Source organism: Vibrio sp. OPT41, assembly GCF_015163595.1.
In the GTDB taxonomy this organism is placed as follows: Bacteria; Pseudomonadota; Gammaproteobacteria; order Enterobacterales; family Vibrionaceae; genus Vibrio; species Vibrio alginolyticus.
Map to the genome: position 1 here is coordinate 208208 of NZ_JADDYH010000016.1, position 14494 is coordinate 222701.

The following is a 14494-nucleotide window of genomic DNA, read 5'->3' on the forward strand; positions in this document are numbered from 1 at the left end:
GAATTTACATAATGCAGAAATCCTCACTGTGATAGAGCTTGCATTATGTGATTTCTTGTATATAAAGATGCTTTCGCAGTTTATACCTAAGTAACATTGTGATGACCAAAGTAAATGTTACTTAGGTATAGAATACTACGATCAAATTACCCCTCACGGGTATCCGACCTCTGTAATAGAAGGACATAAGATGGCTCTGGATAAAGTTTTTATTGAACAGTTAGAAGTAATCACCACCATTGGCGTGTACGACTGGGAACAACAAATCAAACAAAAGTTGGTTCTAGATATTGAAATGGCACACGATAATAAACCTGCGGGCAAAAGTGATGATGTGCAAGATGCACTGGATTATTCGCAGGTGAGTGAGGCGGTACTTAACCACATTGAAAATGGTCGTTTCTTACTGGTCGAGCGCGTGGCTGAAGAAGTAGCAGAGCTTATCATGCTGCGTTTCTCAGTGCCTTGGGTGAAAATCCGCCTAGCGAAGCCTGGCGCCGTGCCGCAAGCACGTGCTGTTGGTGTGGTGATTGAGCGAGGCCGAGCATGATCACCACCTATATCGGTGTTGGGACGAACGTAGAAAGAGAGCAACATGTGCTTGCTGCGTATCAGGAGCTGCAACGGCTTGGAGAAAATCTTCTCGTATCACCGATATATGAATGCGAACCTATTGGTTTTAGCAGCAAGAATTTCTACAACTTTGTCGTTGCAATGCGTACCGAGTTGTCATTAGAAGAGTTGAGCCATCAACTACGCGAGATTGAATTTAAGTGGGGACGCGAAGAAAACGCGCAAAAGTATCAGGATCGAACACTGGATCTCGATATAGTGTTGTTCGGTGAGCGCGTCTCCAAGAAAAAACCTGAGCTACCTCGCAGTGATATCTACAAATATCCTTTTGTCACAAAGCCGTTGTATGATCTCGAACCGCAATTAGTGATCCCAGGCGATGGACGCACAGTCGCAGACATTTGGCATGCTATGCAGCCAGTCGATTCGCTCAAACCCGTTTCCTTTCATTTTTAATTTGAGTTGTTTACATGAGTTATTTTGAAGCCTTTATTTTGGCTCTGATTCAGGGGCTGACAGAGTTTTTGCCTATCTCAAGCTCTGCCCATTTGATCCTGCCTTCCGCTATTTTAGGATGGGAAGACCAAGGTCTGGCCTTTGATGTTGCTGTTCACGTCGGTACATTAATGGCTGTCGTGATCTATTTTCGTCATGAAGTAATCACTTTGTTTCAAGCGTTATTTGCTTCGATCTTTAAAGGAGATCGCAGTAAAGAAGCTAAATTGGCTTGGATGATCGTGATTGCGACGATTCCAGCTTGTGTGTTCGGCTTATTGATGAAAGACATCATTGAAGTGTATCTACGTAGCGCTTACGTCATCGCGACTACCACGATCGTATTTGGCTTGTTGCTATGGTGGGTAGACAAAAACGCTAAACTCGTTGCCGATGAATACCAAACGGGTTGGAAGAAAGCTGTATATATCGGTATTGCTCAAGCCTTAGCGATGATTCCTGGAACTTCACGTTCAGGGGCGACCATCACAGCAGCGCTTTACCTTGGCTTTACTCGAGAAGCGGCTGCCCGATTTTCGTTTTTAATGTCGATCCCAATCATTACATTAGCTGGTAGCTACTTAGGTATGAAGTTAGTGACCAGTGGTGAACCTGTCCATGTTGGTTTCTTAATGACTGGCATTATCACATCGTTTATCAGTGCGTACATCTGTATCCACTTCTTCTTGAAGATGATTTCACGCATGGGCATGACACCGTTTGTGATTTACCGTCTGATTTTGGGCGTCGGTTTGTTCGCTTTTCTATTAAGTGCATAATTGATGTTAACGAAAAACGCCCGCGAAATCCGCGGGCGTTTTTGTTTGTTCGTTACTTCTTAAGTGCTGCTTTCACTGCTTCAATACGTCGTTTTTCTTGCTCGTCACGAATCGCAGGGCCTTTAAAGCCCTCTTTGATTATGGTTTGAACGTCAACTGCCGCTGCTGCTTGGTAGGATTGCCTAAAAATATCCGCCTGTGGATATGGTTGCGTTTCCAGTCCTTTACGACCAGCGTGATCCGCTTGGCAGCAAAGCAAGATATCTTGCAGACGTTCGGACTTACGCCACACATCAAGTTTATTGAGTATTTTAATTATGGTTTGTGGTTTAAGTTCAGCCGCGCGATGAATATTGGAGTGCTGTTCGCACACCATCAAGGCTAAATCACGAAACTCATTTGGTACCCGGACACGTTCGCACAGCTTTTTGATCAGTTTTAATCCTGTATGGCAATGCATTTTGTGGCTTGGCCATTCGCTCTCTGGCGTCACGCCTTTACCCAAGTCATGCACTTGGGCGGCAAACCTGACGGGGAGTGAGTTACTCAATTTTGCGGCTTGCTCTGCCACCATCAAAGTATGGATGCCAGTATCGATTTCTGGATGCCACTTCTCAGGTTGAGGTACGCCAAATAGTGCATCAATTTCAGGTAACACCACGGTTAATGCCCCACAGTCTCGTAGAACCGATAAGAAGATATCAGGGCGAGGAGTAGAGAGAGATTTATGCCATTCTTGCCAAACACGCTCGGGAGTCAGTGTGCTCAGCTCTCCGGACTCTGCCATGTGACGCATTAACCGCATGGTTTCGTCGGCAATCGTAAAGTTTAGATCAGCAAGCTTCGCTGCGAAGCGAGCGACACGTAAAACGCGTAGAGGGTCTTCAATAAAGGCGTCTGATACATGGCGTAGCAGTTTATCGTTGAGATCTTGCTGGCCACCATATGGGTCATGGATCCTGCCATCACTCTCCATTGCCATCGCGTTAATGGTTAAATCACGACGTATCAAATCTTCTTCTAAGGTGACGTTTTGATCGAAGAAGCATTCAAAACCAGTGTAACCAGAACCTGACTTTCTCTCTGTTCGTGCAAGGGCATGTTCTTCTTTACTTTTGGGATGCAGAAATACAGGGAAGTCTTTACCAACGGCGGTGTATCCTTGGGACAGCATCATCTCAGGCGTCGCGCCTACGACTACCCAATCGTTGTCATAACTATCAATTCCGAGCAATTTATCTCGAACAGCACCACCTACTAAATAAACTTGCACAAATTACCTCTTAATTTATGGATATGCCGTTGGACATTGTAGCAAGCAATGGTACTTTTCTTTACTCCTAAGAATAGAAGAAGAGCGTTTATACCATGTCTGACTATTCCCAGGTGGTTTTTTAGCTGGAGAGCCTAATGTATAAGGACTTTTTTGGGTTTGTCGAACAACCATTTTCGATTGTTCCAAACTCACGTTATTTGTATTTAAGCCAACGTCACAAAGAGGCAATCACACATCTCCAAGCTGGGCTAGGCGATGGCGGTGGCTTTGCTATGCTTACTGGCGAAGTAGGTACAGGCAAAACGACTGTCGCAAAAGCGATGCTGGCGAATTTGGGTGATAACACCAAAGCGGGTCTTATCCTCAATCCCACGTTTTCGAGTAGAGATTTGCTCGAAGCCATTTGTGATGAGTTCAAAATCACCTATCCGCCAGACGCAAACCTCAAACAGCTAAACCAGGTTATCCATCAATATTTGCTGCGTAATTATCGTTCAGGCTGGCAGACATTGCTGGTCATTGATGAGGCTCAACACCTTGCTGCCGACGTTCTAGAGCAGTTGCGCTTGTTGACCAACTTGGAAACCGATACCAGAAAACTGCTCAAAGTATTGTTGGTCGGGCAGCCTGAATTGCAGCGGTTATTACAAACAACACAACTACGCCAACTTGCCCAGCGTATTACTGGGCGTTATCACCTGTTGCCGTTGGATGAAAAAGAGACAGAAGATTACATCGCATTTCGACTACATACAGCAGGTGGCAACCAGCAACTGTTTAATCGTGCTTCTTGTAAACTTATAGCCAAATACAGTCACGGTATACCGCGGCTCATCAACCTTATCTGTGACAAATCCCTCAACATTAGTTATCACCAGGGTAATGTGGTTGTGGATAAGCAAACCGTTCAGCAGGCCTGTGAAGAGGTGATGCAGTTTCAGGCAGATATTTATCAGCAAGATAAAAAAGAGCGCCGGACTTTCCGTTGGCCTGCTTGGGGCTCTGTCACGGTAGGCCTTATTGCTGCATTAAGTACGGGGTGGGCGGTCGTGAATTATATGCCAGCTCAAGCGACGTCAGTGTTGACACAAGTGACGGAGCCAAGAGTAGAGCCAACACCAACCGTCGTCAGCCAACAGTTAACGGATGAGCAGCGTGATTTATTGTTAACACAAAAACAGTCGAACCTCGCTGTAAATGATTTGTATCGTTTGTGGGGGTATCAAGCATCGGTTCGCGATAATCTTTGTTTGTCAGAACCGCAGTCGACTATGCGTTGTGAGCGTAAAATGGCGACTTGGCCGCTGTTGATGCAACAAAATCGCCCTGTGATCTTGGAGTTGAATTATCAAGGTGATGTTGGGTATGTCATTCTATATGCCGTCGGTAATGATCAAGCTGAAGTGCTCAATGGTAAGCAGCGTCTCCGTCTGCCAGTTTCGTGGCTAAAGCCGTTGTGGCAGGGCAATATTATCGAACTGTGGCATGCTCCGCTGAATGAAACATTACGTTTAGACATGGAAGGCCCTGCGATTGAAGTATTAGACCGATTATTAGCAGAAGCGGTGAGTGAGCCACTGCTTGAAACGTCTATTTTTGATGGTGCGATGAAAGAGCGAGTCGAGTTATTTCAACGTTGGCAAGGAATTGGTGTCGATGGTATTGCAGGTAAGCGAACGCTAGACCGACTTCAGCAAAATGTTCAGCCAGATGCGCCTCAACTGGCGAGAATCGAGAAGGAGGACGCATAATGTCAGCTGTGAAACATATAGGTCTGTTCTTGCTGCCAATCACTGCTTCTGCTATCGGAGTCGCTTGGTACTTAGATCTCTTTGCACCGAGTGCTGAAGTAGATACAACGTCCCCGATAGAAAAGGTCGAAGTGGTATCACCTTTCAAAGTATTAGACTATCCAGAGAACACCCAGTTGGCCCAATTGCCAAGAGAGTGGCCAAGTGCAGAGCTATCGCGTGATTTTGGTACATTTACCACCCCCGATGAATACACGAGCCATACACCAAGCAGAGATGAAACACGCAACTCAGCATCAACCCAAGCGACTTCTGCTGCTGAAGAGGACCTCGGGTTGTCTTTGGATGATCTGGATTTATCCTCATTATCTCCTGATTTAGCTAGGAAGGTCGAAAATGCCTTATCCCGAGATGATGACAATTCTTCATCACAAACGGCACGCGTGAACGATTTAGAGCGCAACGCTCACCAGTGGCAAGGGCGTCTACCTGCGCTTAATTTGCAAACCCATATGTACGCTAGTGATGAAAATCGCCGTTGGGTGAAAATTAACAATATTGAATATCATCAAGGGGATGTCGTTGATGATCAGGTCACTCTAAGAGAAATACAACCGCAAGCTGTGATTGTTGAGTTCCAAGGTGAGCAAATTCGTATACCAGCGTTGTATGAGTGGAAAGGGTAACTCTTGTAGAAACACATCAAGCCAGCGAAATCATATCGCTGGCTTTTTATTTTTCAGAGCATCTTTTGCATCTATTCTGGTGATGATTTTTAGATACTCAAACAAGCAAAATATAGCTTTTCTCAGTCGTTTAAATAGCACCAATATCATTCATCTATTGATAGCGCGATTCCAGTCAACGTTGTGTAAAAAGACACCATCTTCACGAACTTCGGAGTAATGACTTGGTCCACGTTAGACCCCATCACATAATAGGAGTCTAAACAGAGACACATGCGTATTCTGATTTTTTCTTTAAGCATTGTTGCATCGACAAGCTATGCAGCAAAGCCAGACCCATTCCCAGTTACACCAGATAGTCGCGGGCAAGATTTCATGGTCAGTGCGACGAATCCTTACGTGAGCAGTACCGGTTACTCAATATTGAAAGAAGGCGGTAACGCTGTTGATGCTATGGTCGCGATGCAGATGGTGATGTCTGTCGTTGAGCCAGATATGACCGGAATTGGCGGCGGGACTTTCGCGCTGTTTTATCAACATGACGAGAAAAAATTTCTGGCCCTTGATGGTCGAGATGAAGCGCCCTCTAGCGCGAACCCTGAAATGTTTGTTGAGAATGGGGAAGTACTCAGTCGCAACGAAATATTAGGCCCTCGTTCTGTTGCGGTTCCGGGCACGTTGCGGTTGCTTTACACCACTCATGAACAATACGGCAAGTTGCCATGGGCAGAGCTGATTAAGCCAGCGATTACATTGGCGAGCAATGGGTATGCGATGAACAGCTACACCTACGACATCGTAGTAAGAGAGCAAAGCCGACTTGAGCAAGATCCGGAAGTGAAAGCCTTGTATTGGCAAGGGGACGATATTAAGCCGACGGGAACCTTGATGAAGAACCCTAAGATGGCTGAGACGCTGAGGAAGATCGCGCAACAAGGCGATCGTTACCTTTATGGTGGTGAGCTTGGTCAGCACATCGTAGAGACGGTTAATAGTCGTATTGATGACCAACACGAGAAGTTGTCTTTAGAAGATTTTAAACATTACCAAGTGAAGCAGCGTGACATCATTGAGAGCGACTACCGTGGGAATAAAATCGTCTCTTTTGGTTACCCAGCTTCGGGCGGTGTGATGGTCGCTCAGAGTCTTGAACTGCTCGCACCCTATGACATTGCCCATATGGCGAAAACGGATTTGGAACCTTGGCGTCTCATGACTGAAGCGATGCGAATTGCAAAAGCTGATCGTATTGCGTATGCCGGAGACCCAGATTATGTGGAAGCGCCAGTTGAACAGTTGTTGTCTAAAGCCTATCTAGATCAGAGACGTGATTTAATCCCCGATAATGGCACTTCAAAAGAGGATCCAAAAGCAGGACAGATAACGCAAACTCAGTATGCGCAATATCAAGGCTTCGAGAGCAAAGATACAGGGCATATTTCTATCGTCGATAGAGATGGAAATGCAATTGCGATGACCAGCACGGTAGGAACGGGTATGGGCTCGGGTGTGATGGTCGATGGCGTTGTCTTGAATGCGCAGATGGCTAACTTCTCACCTCTGCCAACGGTTAACGGCAAACCTACACAAAACTCAATTGAAGCGGGCAAGCGTCCACGTTCGGCTATTACGCCATTAATGGTGATGGACAGTGATGATAATTTGCGTTTGGTGGTTGGGTCACCAGGTAGTTCACAAATCCCGGGGTATGTACTCAAAACCGTGGTTGGGGTGCTGGATTGGAACTTATCAGCGCAAGAGGCAATTGACTTACCAAACATTCAGTACGGCACCAAAATAGACCGCACTAAGCCTTATGACCCGACTGGCTTGCTGGTGGAAAAGAAAACGTTCGCAGAAATGCTGGTGCCTGAGTTTATGGAGCTTGGCTACCCAGTGCACGTTATTCCAGTGGTAAGCGGTTTGAATGCAATTGAGCTAAAAGATGGCAAGCTTTATGGCGCAACGGATCGTCGTCGAGCCTCTAGTTCAATGGGGGAGTAATACTCACTTCTGTCAAACGAAGCAAACTAAAAAGCCAGTCGATATCGACTGGCTTTTGCGTTCTTTTTAAAGATAAAAGCGTGAGGTTTATGCCCAACCCGCAGGAGAGCGCTTTCTACGAGGCATGACATGCGGAAGAATCAAACCAAATAGTAAACCTAAACCTGCGACACCGCCGCCATAAGTGAAGTACTTAAGCAGCATGTCATCTTTTTGTGTATCCAGTTTTGCGCGTAGCTCGCGGTTTTCTGTTTCAACAGAAGTAAGCTGATCGCTGATCTCAGAGTATTTATTTTCTAGATCTGAAATTTGTTGGTTACGTGTTTCGAGAGAGGTAACAAGACCGGCTTTCTCTGCATCAGAAGTTTGACGAGCATTAGCAAGCTGCTCTTTTACTTCGGCTAGCTCTTTCTCAATGCGAGGAAGGCGAATTGCCATGCTCTCTTGGTTTGTCACAAACTTGCTTTGTACCCAACCAGTGCGACCACGGTCATCACGAACTTGCGTGTAGCCAGTATCTCGGTTGGTTTTAATCAGTTGTACTTTAGAACCGGCGTTAACACTACCAATAATACGGTAGGTGTTATTTGGACCTGAGTGCATAAAAGTGAAGAGGTCATCAGAAATATAACGGTCTGCTGCTAGGGCCGCTGGCGCTGCTAGCAAAGTAAACAAAACCGTGATGATTAGTTTTTTCACAGTAAATCCCTTAACGATTTTTCTTGGAGACAGCGTTGGCACCGAATGATTGGAGCCGGAAATAGACGAATAGTATGCAGTTTCAAACCTCGGTGCAACAAAGAAGGGAGGCAAAGCCTCCCTTTCTGTGCGTTTGAGTCAATAATGACAAAGCGCTTACATTCTATTGACGAGTGTCTTAAGCGAACATCGCTTGAAGTCCGTAGAAGAATACTACGGCCAATAACGCCCCCGCTGGTAGTGTAACGATCCATGATGCCACGATGTTACGAACTACGCCTAGGTTCAGTGCTGCGATACCACGAGCAAAGCCAACACCGAGAACCGCACCAACCAATGTTTGAGTGGTTGAAATTGGCAGGCCTGTACCAGACGCTAGAACTACCGTACATGCTGTTGCTAGCTGTGCTGCAAAACCGCGGCTAGGCGTTAGCTCAGTGATGCCTGTACCAACGGTTGCCATTACTTTGTGACCCAGTGTTGCAAGACCGACCACGATACCAATACCGCCAAGAGGTAGAATCCACCAAGCGATGGTGCTTTTCGTGCTGATTTCGCCCATGTGTTCAACAGTCGATACGACAGCAGACAGTGGACCAATGGCGTTTGCAACGTCGTTTGAACCGTGTGCAAATGCCATCGCACAAGCGGTGATAACCATCAGAACGCTGAAGATACCTTCCACGCCAGAAAAGCTGCGGTCTTCTTCGCGATTAGCGAATTTTTTCTGGATGTATACGTAGCCGCCAATCATCACAAGTGCTGAAACTGCTGCTGCCCACATCCAGGCTTCACCATTGGTCAGGTGAAGACCAACGTGTTTCAGACCTTTTTTGATGGTTACAAGTGCAATCACCATTGTTGTGATGAACATGTAAACAGGTACAAAACGTTTCGCGTTAAACAGAGGGTTCTCTGTATCAAAAATCAGGCGTTGTGCGCTGACAAAGATAACGTAAGCAAAGAAACCTGAAATCACTGGCGTAATAATCCAGCTACCAACAATGCCTTGAACGCTGCCCCAGTCAACCGCTTCAGTACCTACTGATACGCATGCAAAACCAATGATTGCACCTATGATTGAGTGAGTCGTTGATACTGGCCAGCCCATGTAAGAAGCAAGAAGCAGCCATGTACCTGCTGCCAAAAGCGCAGACATCATGCCGTAGACAAGAACATCTGGTTGACTAGCAAATAAAGAAGTTTCGATTACACCTTTACGGATAGTGTCGGTTACTTCACCGCCTGCAAGGTAAGCACCTGCAAATTCGAAGATCATCGCAATGATGATAGCTTGTTTTACAGTTAGCGCTTTTGAACCTACAGATGTACCCATCGCATTAGCAACGTCGTTCGCGCCAATACCAATCGCCATCATGAAACCAAAAATCGCTGCAACAATAATCAGGACAGTGCCGTAGTTCGCAAGGATATCCATCGTAATACCTAGTTGTTTTATAACAAGCGGAACAAAATTTTACGCGCGCCAAACCATAAGACGATGAAAATAGTCATCGTCCCTATGACACGTGTTAATTATGCTCTTCGTTATGTCGTTAACTTTATGTTTTAAGATCGAGATAGCATGACTTCCAAACGAGCACCTACGCGCTGCGCTTGGTCGGCAATACCACCTACCCATTCAAGAATCTTGTACAGGAACATGACATCGATAGGGTTCATGTCAGCTTCAATCACCATCAACTGTTGGCGAAGTTCAATCTGCATGGCATCGGTATCATCTTCGATAACGTCTAATTGATGAATCATTTCAGCGACGAGCGTCACTTCACGGCCTTTGAAGCCGGTTTCTAGCAATTCATCAAGTTCATTGATTACCTTTTGCGCCTGCTCGGCAGCATCAAGACAACGTTGAACGTAAGCGAGGAAGTGTGGTTGGAGAGCCTCAGGGATGACAAGTTGACGACCATATACACGGCCAGCAATGTCTTTTGCCAGGTTTGCAAGTTTGTCCTGTTGAGTCAAAAGCTCAAGCATGTCAGTACGGTCGACTGGCATGAACAAACCGCGAGGCAGTTTTAGACGGATTTCACGTTTCAGCACATCCGCTTCTTTCTCTAGGTGAGAAATTTGTGCACGGATTTCTGCTGCTTTTTCCCAATCACCCTTTGAAGATACTTCAAAGAATTTCACCAAGTGTGAACAACATTCGTTGACACACACAACGTGGCGTTGCAAAGGCTTAATTGGGGACTTTGCAAATAACCCCATAATTGTATTTACTGGCATGGTCATTCAACCTAATAACTATAACCTTAAAAAAACATACACCATTTCTGAGTGCTTGGCGAAATGTTGAACGATGGCTATAAAGGCGCGCATGGTAACGCATTAAATCGCTCATTAAAACTGTTTTAGATCATCATTCCGGCGATATTTCTCTCTTGCCGTGTGAGAAATTACGCAATATCCTGTTTCTATCTGCTTTGAAAGGTATAGCTATGGAAACCGAAATAGAACTGAAGTTTTTTGTTTCTCCTGAATTTTCAGAAACTTTAAAAGAAAAAATTTCTGAGACAAAAGTACTTCAGCATAGTTGTCGTGACTTGGGTAACACCTATTTTGATACTGCCGATAAATGGCTTAGAAAGCACGACATTGGTTTAAGAATTCGCCGTTTTGATGATGTATTCGTCCAAACCGTAAAGACAGCAGGACGCGTCGTCGCAGGCTTACATCAAAGACCAGAATACAATGCTGAGCACACTAGCGACGAGCCTGATCTGTCGCTTCATCCTCTAGATATTTGGCCTCCAGGTAAAGATGCAGAAACGCTGCAATACGAGCTTATGCCATTATTCTCGACCAACTTCACACGTGAACAATGGCTGATTGGCATGCCCGATGGCAGTCAGATTGAAGTTGCCTTTGACCAAGGTTTAGTTGTAGCCAAAGGTGAAGACGAAGAAGAGAAGCAAGAGCCAATTTGCGAAGTTGAACTGGAGCTTAAGTCTGGCCAAACCGAAGCTTTATTCACACTGGCACGCAGCTTTTGCGAGCAAGGCGGTATGCGCTTGGGTAACTTGAGCAAAGCGGCGAAAGGTTATCGACTTGCAAGCGGTTATGCGGGTGATGAAGTAAAATCATTGGCACTTGTGGACAGTAGTCCGACGGATACCGTTGAATTTTGCTTGATCAACTCATTAGAGCACGCTTTGTCTCATTGGCATTATCACGAGCAAATTTATGCTGAGCGTGACAGCGTGGAAGCACTGCGTGAAATCAGTAATGCCATTCGTTTCATTCGTCAAACATTGACTATTTTTGGCGGGATTGTCCCTCGTCGCGCGAGCGCGATTCTGCGCCAAGAGCTTAAATGGTTGGAAGAAGAACTGAGTTGGTTGGATGAGCATGCACACCTTGAAGAGCTTTTAGATGACAAAGGCAATGTGCTGCGCAAGTTGGATGCACGTAAGTTCTTAGTATCTGAGCTGACTCAGCAGTTACAAGAGTTGCCAAGCCGTGAAGAAGTGCTAGGGTTGCTCAATTCCGCTCGTTACACAGGGTTACTGCTGGATCTAAGCCGCTGGATCTTAGCACGCGGTTGGCAGCCATTTCTTGATGAAAAAGCACGTGAAAAAATGGCAAGCAACATCATGCCGTTTTCAGTTACTCAGCTCGATCGCACTTGGGCTGAGCTAATGGAAGCTTTCCCAGCAGAGCGCGATTTGACGGCGCAAGAGTACGTTGATCAGCGTTATCGCTTATTGCGTAATCTCTATACCGGCATTGGTTTCGCGAGTTTGTATAACTCGGATGAGCGTAACAGCTTCCGTTTACCATGGGCGGATCTGGTGCATGGTATCGATGATCTGCTAATGCTGAACCACTTGCTCCCGTTGGTTGATATGCTGGAAGACGCAGAAAAAGAGCAGTTAGAACGCTGGTTGCACCGTCAAGAGCGCTCAATTTTGCATGCAATGGATCAAACCCGAGCGATCAGTGTGGAAGTACAGCCTTATTGGCGTGAATGATCGTTCTGGTGGTAACGACAAAAAAATAGGACCGCATGGTCCTATTTTTTTGTCTCTGTTTTACGTTGTTGTAGCTCTTTTTCCATGAAATCGAGTCGTTCTAGTATTTGCGCTTGTTGGGTTAGGAGCTGCTCGAGCATACGTTCTTTATTGATTGAACTGTGCGTCTGTTGTTTCGTTGGGGCAGTAAGGATAGAGGTGATAAGACCCGAGATCATACCAAAGATACCCACCCCGCAAACAATGATGATGACAGCCAAAAACTTTCCTATGGAGGTCACAGGATAATGATCGCCGTAACCAACCGTTGAGATCGTTACAAATACCCACCACAAAGCATCGGCGCCAGTGCGAATATTCGCTTCTGGGTTTTTCGCTTCGATAAACAGCATTGCACTAGAACCGAGCGTTATGAGGATAACCATCAATAGCAGTATAGAGGCGACCGTAGTTTCGCGGCGGTTTTCTTTGAGCTGATGCAAAATGAACTTTGACGAACGCAGTACTAATACCACTCGCATAATATGAAAAATACGCGCAAAGCGCAGGGGCTCTATCAATGGGATGCTCGCCACGAAATCTATCCAATGACGTTTAAGGAATAACCAGCGATCTGTGGACCGGATCAAATCAATGGTGAGCTGTAGTAGAAAAATACTACAGATTATGAAATCCAGACCGATAAGAACTTGACGGGTTTCGTGATCGATCGGGAAAAACAACAAGCCAGAGATCACAAATAGTGCCATAAAAGACAATATTAGTGACAACAGGCCCATCGGTCGTGTGCTGTCTTTGATATCATTGTTTTTCATACGAAGCTCAAAATAAATCGCGTAACCACGCAAAGCGCGAACATAACTATAAGTAATATAAAGATTATAGATAAAGACTATATAAGACTCGGTGGAGAACTGACAATGGAAAAGCTGGCATTTAAGCCATGGGAAAGGGTCATATCCGACATTCGACTGGTGCCTAAAATGGTCATGCTGATGGTCTTCAGTACTGTCCTGATCGTGGCAAAACAACTGTGGGACGCAAACACTTTTTACGATTCACTTTTAGCGGCGACACAAAACGCGCAAGTTGCCCAACAGCATTATGAAGCATACTTAACGCAAGTTGCTTGGCAAACCGCCTTATTGATAGTGGTTTTTGTCGTGCTCTTATTAGCGGCGGCTAGAGTGATGTTGCGTCAAACACAGTATCTGAGCGACGCGATCAAACTGATGGCGAGCAAGAACCTCTCTGTTCCATTTGGTATGGATTGTAAAGATGAATACGGAGACGTGGCACGTGAATTAGAAAAGACACGTCGACAATTGCACGATGTTATTCAAATGCAAATTAATGCGTCTGATGAATTATCAACGCTCACCGAAGTCATGACGCTGAGCATGTCGGAAACGAAGGAATCGGCGCAAGAAGAGTTTAACGAAATTGATCAACTTGCTACGGCGATGAGTGAAATGTCGTCGACGGTCCAAACGGTTGCGGAACATGCCCAGACGGCATCTTCTCTAACAGAGCAAGCTTCCGCACAAGCAATTTCTGGTCAGCAGTTCTTGCAAAGTACAATGGCGAAAATGAGTGAACTTTCGTCGGATATCGCTTCATCGGCACAAGCGGTTAACCAAGTTGAAGAACGTGTTGAAGCCATTGGTAGCGTTGTAGGGACGATTCAAGGCATTTCTGAACAAACCAACCTGCTTGCACTGAATGCGGCGATTGAAGCGGCGCGAGCTGGCGAGGCTGGGCGGGGTTTTGCTGTGGTTGCAGATGAAGTTCGTAACCTTGCCCAACGTACACAACAAGCGACGGTAGAAATTCAAGAGATGATCGCACAGCTGCAAACCAGTGCTGAATCTGCGGTAGAACTCATGGAAAAAAGCGTTGTAGAAGCGGCAGATGGAAACGAGCTGGTTTCTAATGCTGGATCTGAGCTCGATGGTATTGTTGGGCAAGTGACGCAAATCAATGACATGAACTTCCAGATCGCGACGGCGTCTGGTCAGCAAAGCAGTGTTGCAGAAGAGATGAGCCAAAACCTCACCAATGTACGTGAGTTGGTTGAAGCCTCAGTTGTTGTTGTTACCGAGCTGCTAGAAACCTCTGAAATGATGCAAAATAATGCAGGTGAGCTAGACAAGAAGATCAAATCTTTCCAAGTTTAATATTCGATCCCGAACTTTTGATAAAACGCCCACAAACCTTTTGTGGGCGTTTTTATTTG

General features: G+C 45.7%; 13 protein-coding genes. 8 read left to right on the forward strand and 5 right to left on the reverse strand.

The window, feature by feature from the left end:
• Nucleotides 1–190: 190 nt before the first annotated feature.
• The 3 genes from folB to IQP38_RS09800 are packed head-to-tail and all read left to right on the forward strand — an operon-like array spanning nucleotide 191 to nucleotide 1847.
• The gene (folB, locus tag IQP38_RS09790) at nucleotides 191–550 is read left to right on the forward strand and encodes a bifunctional dihydroneopterin aldolase/7,8-dihydroneopterin epimerase (protein ID WP_005379859.1); all 360 of its coding nucleotides are present in this window, start codon (nucleotides 191–193) and stop codon (nucleotides 548–550) included.
• Nucleotides 547–1029, forward strand: coding sequence for a 2-amino-4-hydroxy-6-hydroxymethyldihydropteridine diphosphokinase (folK, locus tag IQP38_RS09795; protein ID WP_005387457.1), 483 nt, complete (start codon nucleotides 547–549; stop codon nucleotides 1027–1029). Before folB ends, folK begins: the two co-directional genes overlap by 4 nt.
• A 14-nt stretch (nucleotides 1030–1043) precedes the next feature.
• Nucleotides 1044–1847, forward strand: a complete 804-nt coding sequence (locus IQP38_RS09800; RefSeq protein ID WP_047101968.1) for an undecaprenyl-diphosphate phosphatase — start codon at nucleotides 1044–1046, stop codon at nucleotides 1845–1847.
• A gap of 52 nt (nucleotides 1848–1899) precedes the next feature.
• Here the strand turns inward: IQP38_RS09800 and IQP38_RS09805 are convergent, their stop codons facing one another.
• Entirely contained in the window at nucleotides 1900–3120 is a 1221-nt protein-coding gene (locus IQP38_RS09805; RefSeq protein WP_193837543.1) for a multifunctional CCA addition/repair protein, read from the reverse strand.
• 137 nt (nucleotides 3121–3257) lie between these two features.
• Between IQP38_RS09805 and IQP38_RS09810 the strand changes: the two genes are divergently transcribed.
• From IQP38_RS09810 to ggt, 3 genes are all read left to right on the forward strand, one after another.
• Complete coding sequence (locus tag IQP38_RS09810; RefSeq protein WP_193837544.1) at nucleotides 3258–4874, forward strand: ExeA family protein; 1617 nt, start codon at nucleotides 3258–3260, stop codon at nucleotides 4872–4874.
• Nucleotides 4874–5560 (forward strand): general secretion pathway protein GspB, encoded by a 687-nt coding sequence (locus IQP38_RS09815; protein WP_182015955.1) that lies wholly within the window; start codon nucleotides 4874–4876, stop codon nucleotides 5558–5560. Before IQP38_RS09810 ends, IQP38_RS09815 begins: the two co-directional genes overlap by 1 nt.
• Before the next feature lie 273 nt (nucleotides 5561–5833).
• A complete protein-coding gene (ggt, locus tag IQP38_RS09820) occupies nucleotides 5834–7564 on the forward strand; it encodes a gamma-glutamyltransferase (protein WP_064353612.1) in 1731 nt (576 codons plus the stop codon).
• Nucleotides 7565–7651: 87 nt separating this feature from the next.
• On the opposite strand, the gene IQP38_RS09825 is transcribed toward ggt, so the two are convergent.
• The 3 genes from IQP38_RS09825 to IQP38_RS09835 form a co-directional block, all read right to left on the reverse strand.
• The gene (locus IQP38_RS09825; protein WP_005379900.1) at nucleotides 7652–8263 is read right to left on the reverse strand and encodes a TIGR04211 family SH3 domain-containing protein; all 612 of its coding nucleotides are present in this window, start codon (nucleotides 8261–8263) and stop codon (nucleotides 7652–7654) included.
• A 178-nt stretch (nucleotides 8264–8441) separates the two neighbouring features.
• A complete protein-coding gene (locus tag IQP38_RS09830) occupies nucleotides 8442–9701 on the reverse strand; it encodes an inorganic phosphate transporter (RefSeq protein ID WP_005379898.1) in 1260 nt (419 codons plus the stop codon).
• Nucleotides 9702–9832: 131 nt separating this feature from the next.
• A complete protein-coding gene (locus IQP38_RS09835) occupies nucleotides 9833–10513 on the reverse strand; it encodes a TIGR00153 family protein (protein WP_193837545.1) in 681 nt (226 codons plus the stop codon).
• Nucleotides 10514–10725: 212 nt separating this feature from the next.
• Here IQP38_RS09835 and IQP38_RS09840 point away from each other — a divergent pair, with 212 nt between their 5' ends.
• Entirely contained in the window at nucleotides 10726–12258 is a 1533-nt protein-coding gene (locus IQP38_RS09840) for an inorganic triphosphatase (protein WP_193837546.1), read from the forward strand.
• Nucleotides 12259–12299: 41 nt separating this feature from the next.
• On the opposite strand, the gene IQP38_RS09845 is transcribed toward IQP38_RS09840, so the two are convergent.
• Nucleotides 12300–13073, reverse strand: coding sequence for a potassium channel family protein (locus tag IQP38_RS09845; RefSeq protein ID WP_025768395.1), 774 nt, complete (start codon nucleotides 13071–13073; stop codon nucleotides 12300–12302).
• Nucleotides 13074–13178: 105 nt separating this feature from the next.
• Between IQP38_RS09845 and IQP38_RS09850 the strand changes: the two genes are divergently transcribed.
• Nucleotides 13179–14435: a methyl-accepting chemotaxis protein gene (locus IQP38_RS09850; RefSeq protein WP_005379890.1), complete on the forward strand. Its 1257-nt coding sequence runs from the start codon at nucleotides 13179–13181 to the stop codon at nucleotides 14433–14435.
• The last annotated feature ends 59 nt before the right edge of the window (nucleotides 14436–14494 follow it).

Bases quoted from the DNA above. Each gene is read 5' to 3' on its own strand.
- folK (WP_005387457.1), top strand. From the start codon at position 547: ATGATCACCACCTATATCGGTGTTGGGACGAACGTAGAAAGAGAGCAA.
- IQP38_RS09835 (WP_193837545.1), bottom strand. From the start codon at position 10,513: ATGCCAGTAAATACAATTATGGGGTTATTTGCAAAGTCCCCAATTAAG.
- folB (WP_005379859.1), top strand. From the start codon at position 191: ATGGCTCTGGATAAAGTTTTTATTGAACAGTTAGAAGTAATCACCACC.
- IQP38_RS09840 (WP_193837546.1), top strand. From the start codon at position 10,726: ATGGAAACCGAAATAGAACTGAAGTTTTTTGTTTCTCCTGAATTTTCA.
- IQP38_RS09810 (WP_193837544.1), top strand. From the start codon at position 3,258: ATGTATAAGGACTTTTTTGGGTTTGTCGAACAACCATTTTCGATTGTT.
- IQP38_RS09830 (WP_005379898.1), bottom strand. From the start codon at position 9,701: ATGGATATCCTTGCGAACTACGGCACTGTCCTGATTATTGTTGCAGCG.
- IQP38_RS09815 (WP_182015955.1), top strand. From the start codon at position 4,874: ATGTCAGCTGTGAAACATATAGGTCTGTTCTTGCTGCCAATCACTGCT.
- IQP38_RS09800 (WP_047101968.1), top strand. From the start codon at position 1,044: ATGAGTTATTTTGAAGCCTTTATTTTGGCTCTGATTCAGGGGCTGACA.
- IQP38_RS09845 (WP_025768395.1), bottom strand. From the start codon at position 13,073: ATGAAAAACAATGATATCAAAGACAGCACACGACCGATGGGCCTGTTG.
- IQP38_RS09850 (WP_005379890.1), top strand. From the start codon at position 13,179: ATGGAAAAGCTGGCATTTAAGCCATGGGAAAGGGTCATATCCGACATT.
- ggt (WP_064353612.1), top strand. From the start codon at position 5,834: ATGCGTATTCTGATTTTTTCTTTAAGCATTGTTGCATCGACAAGCTAT.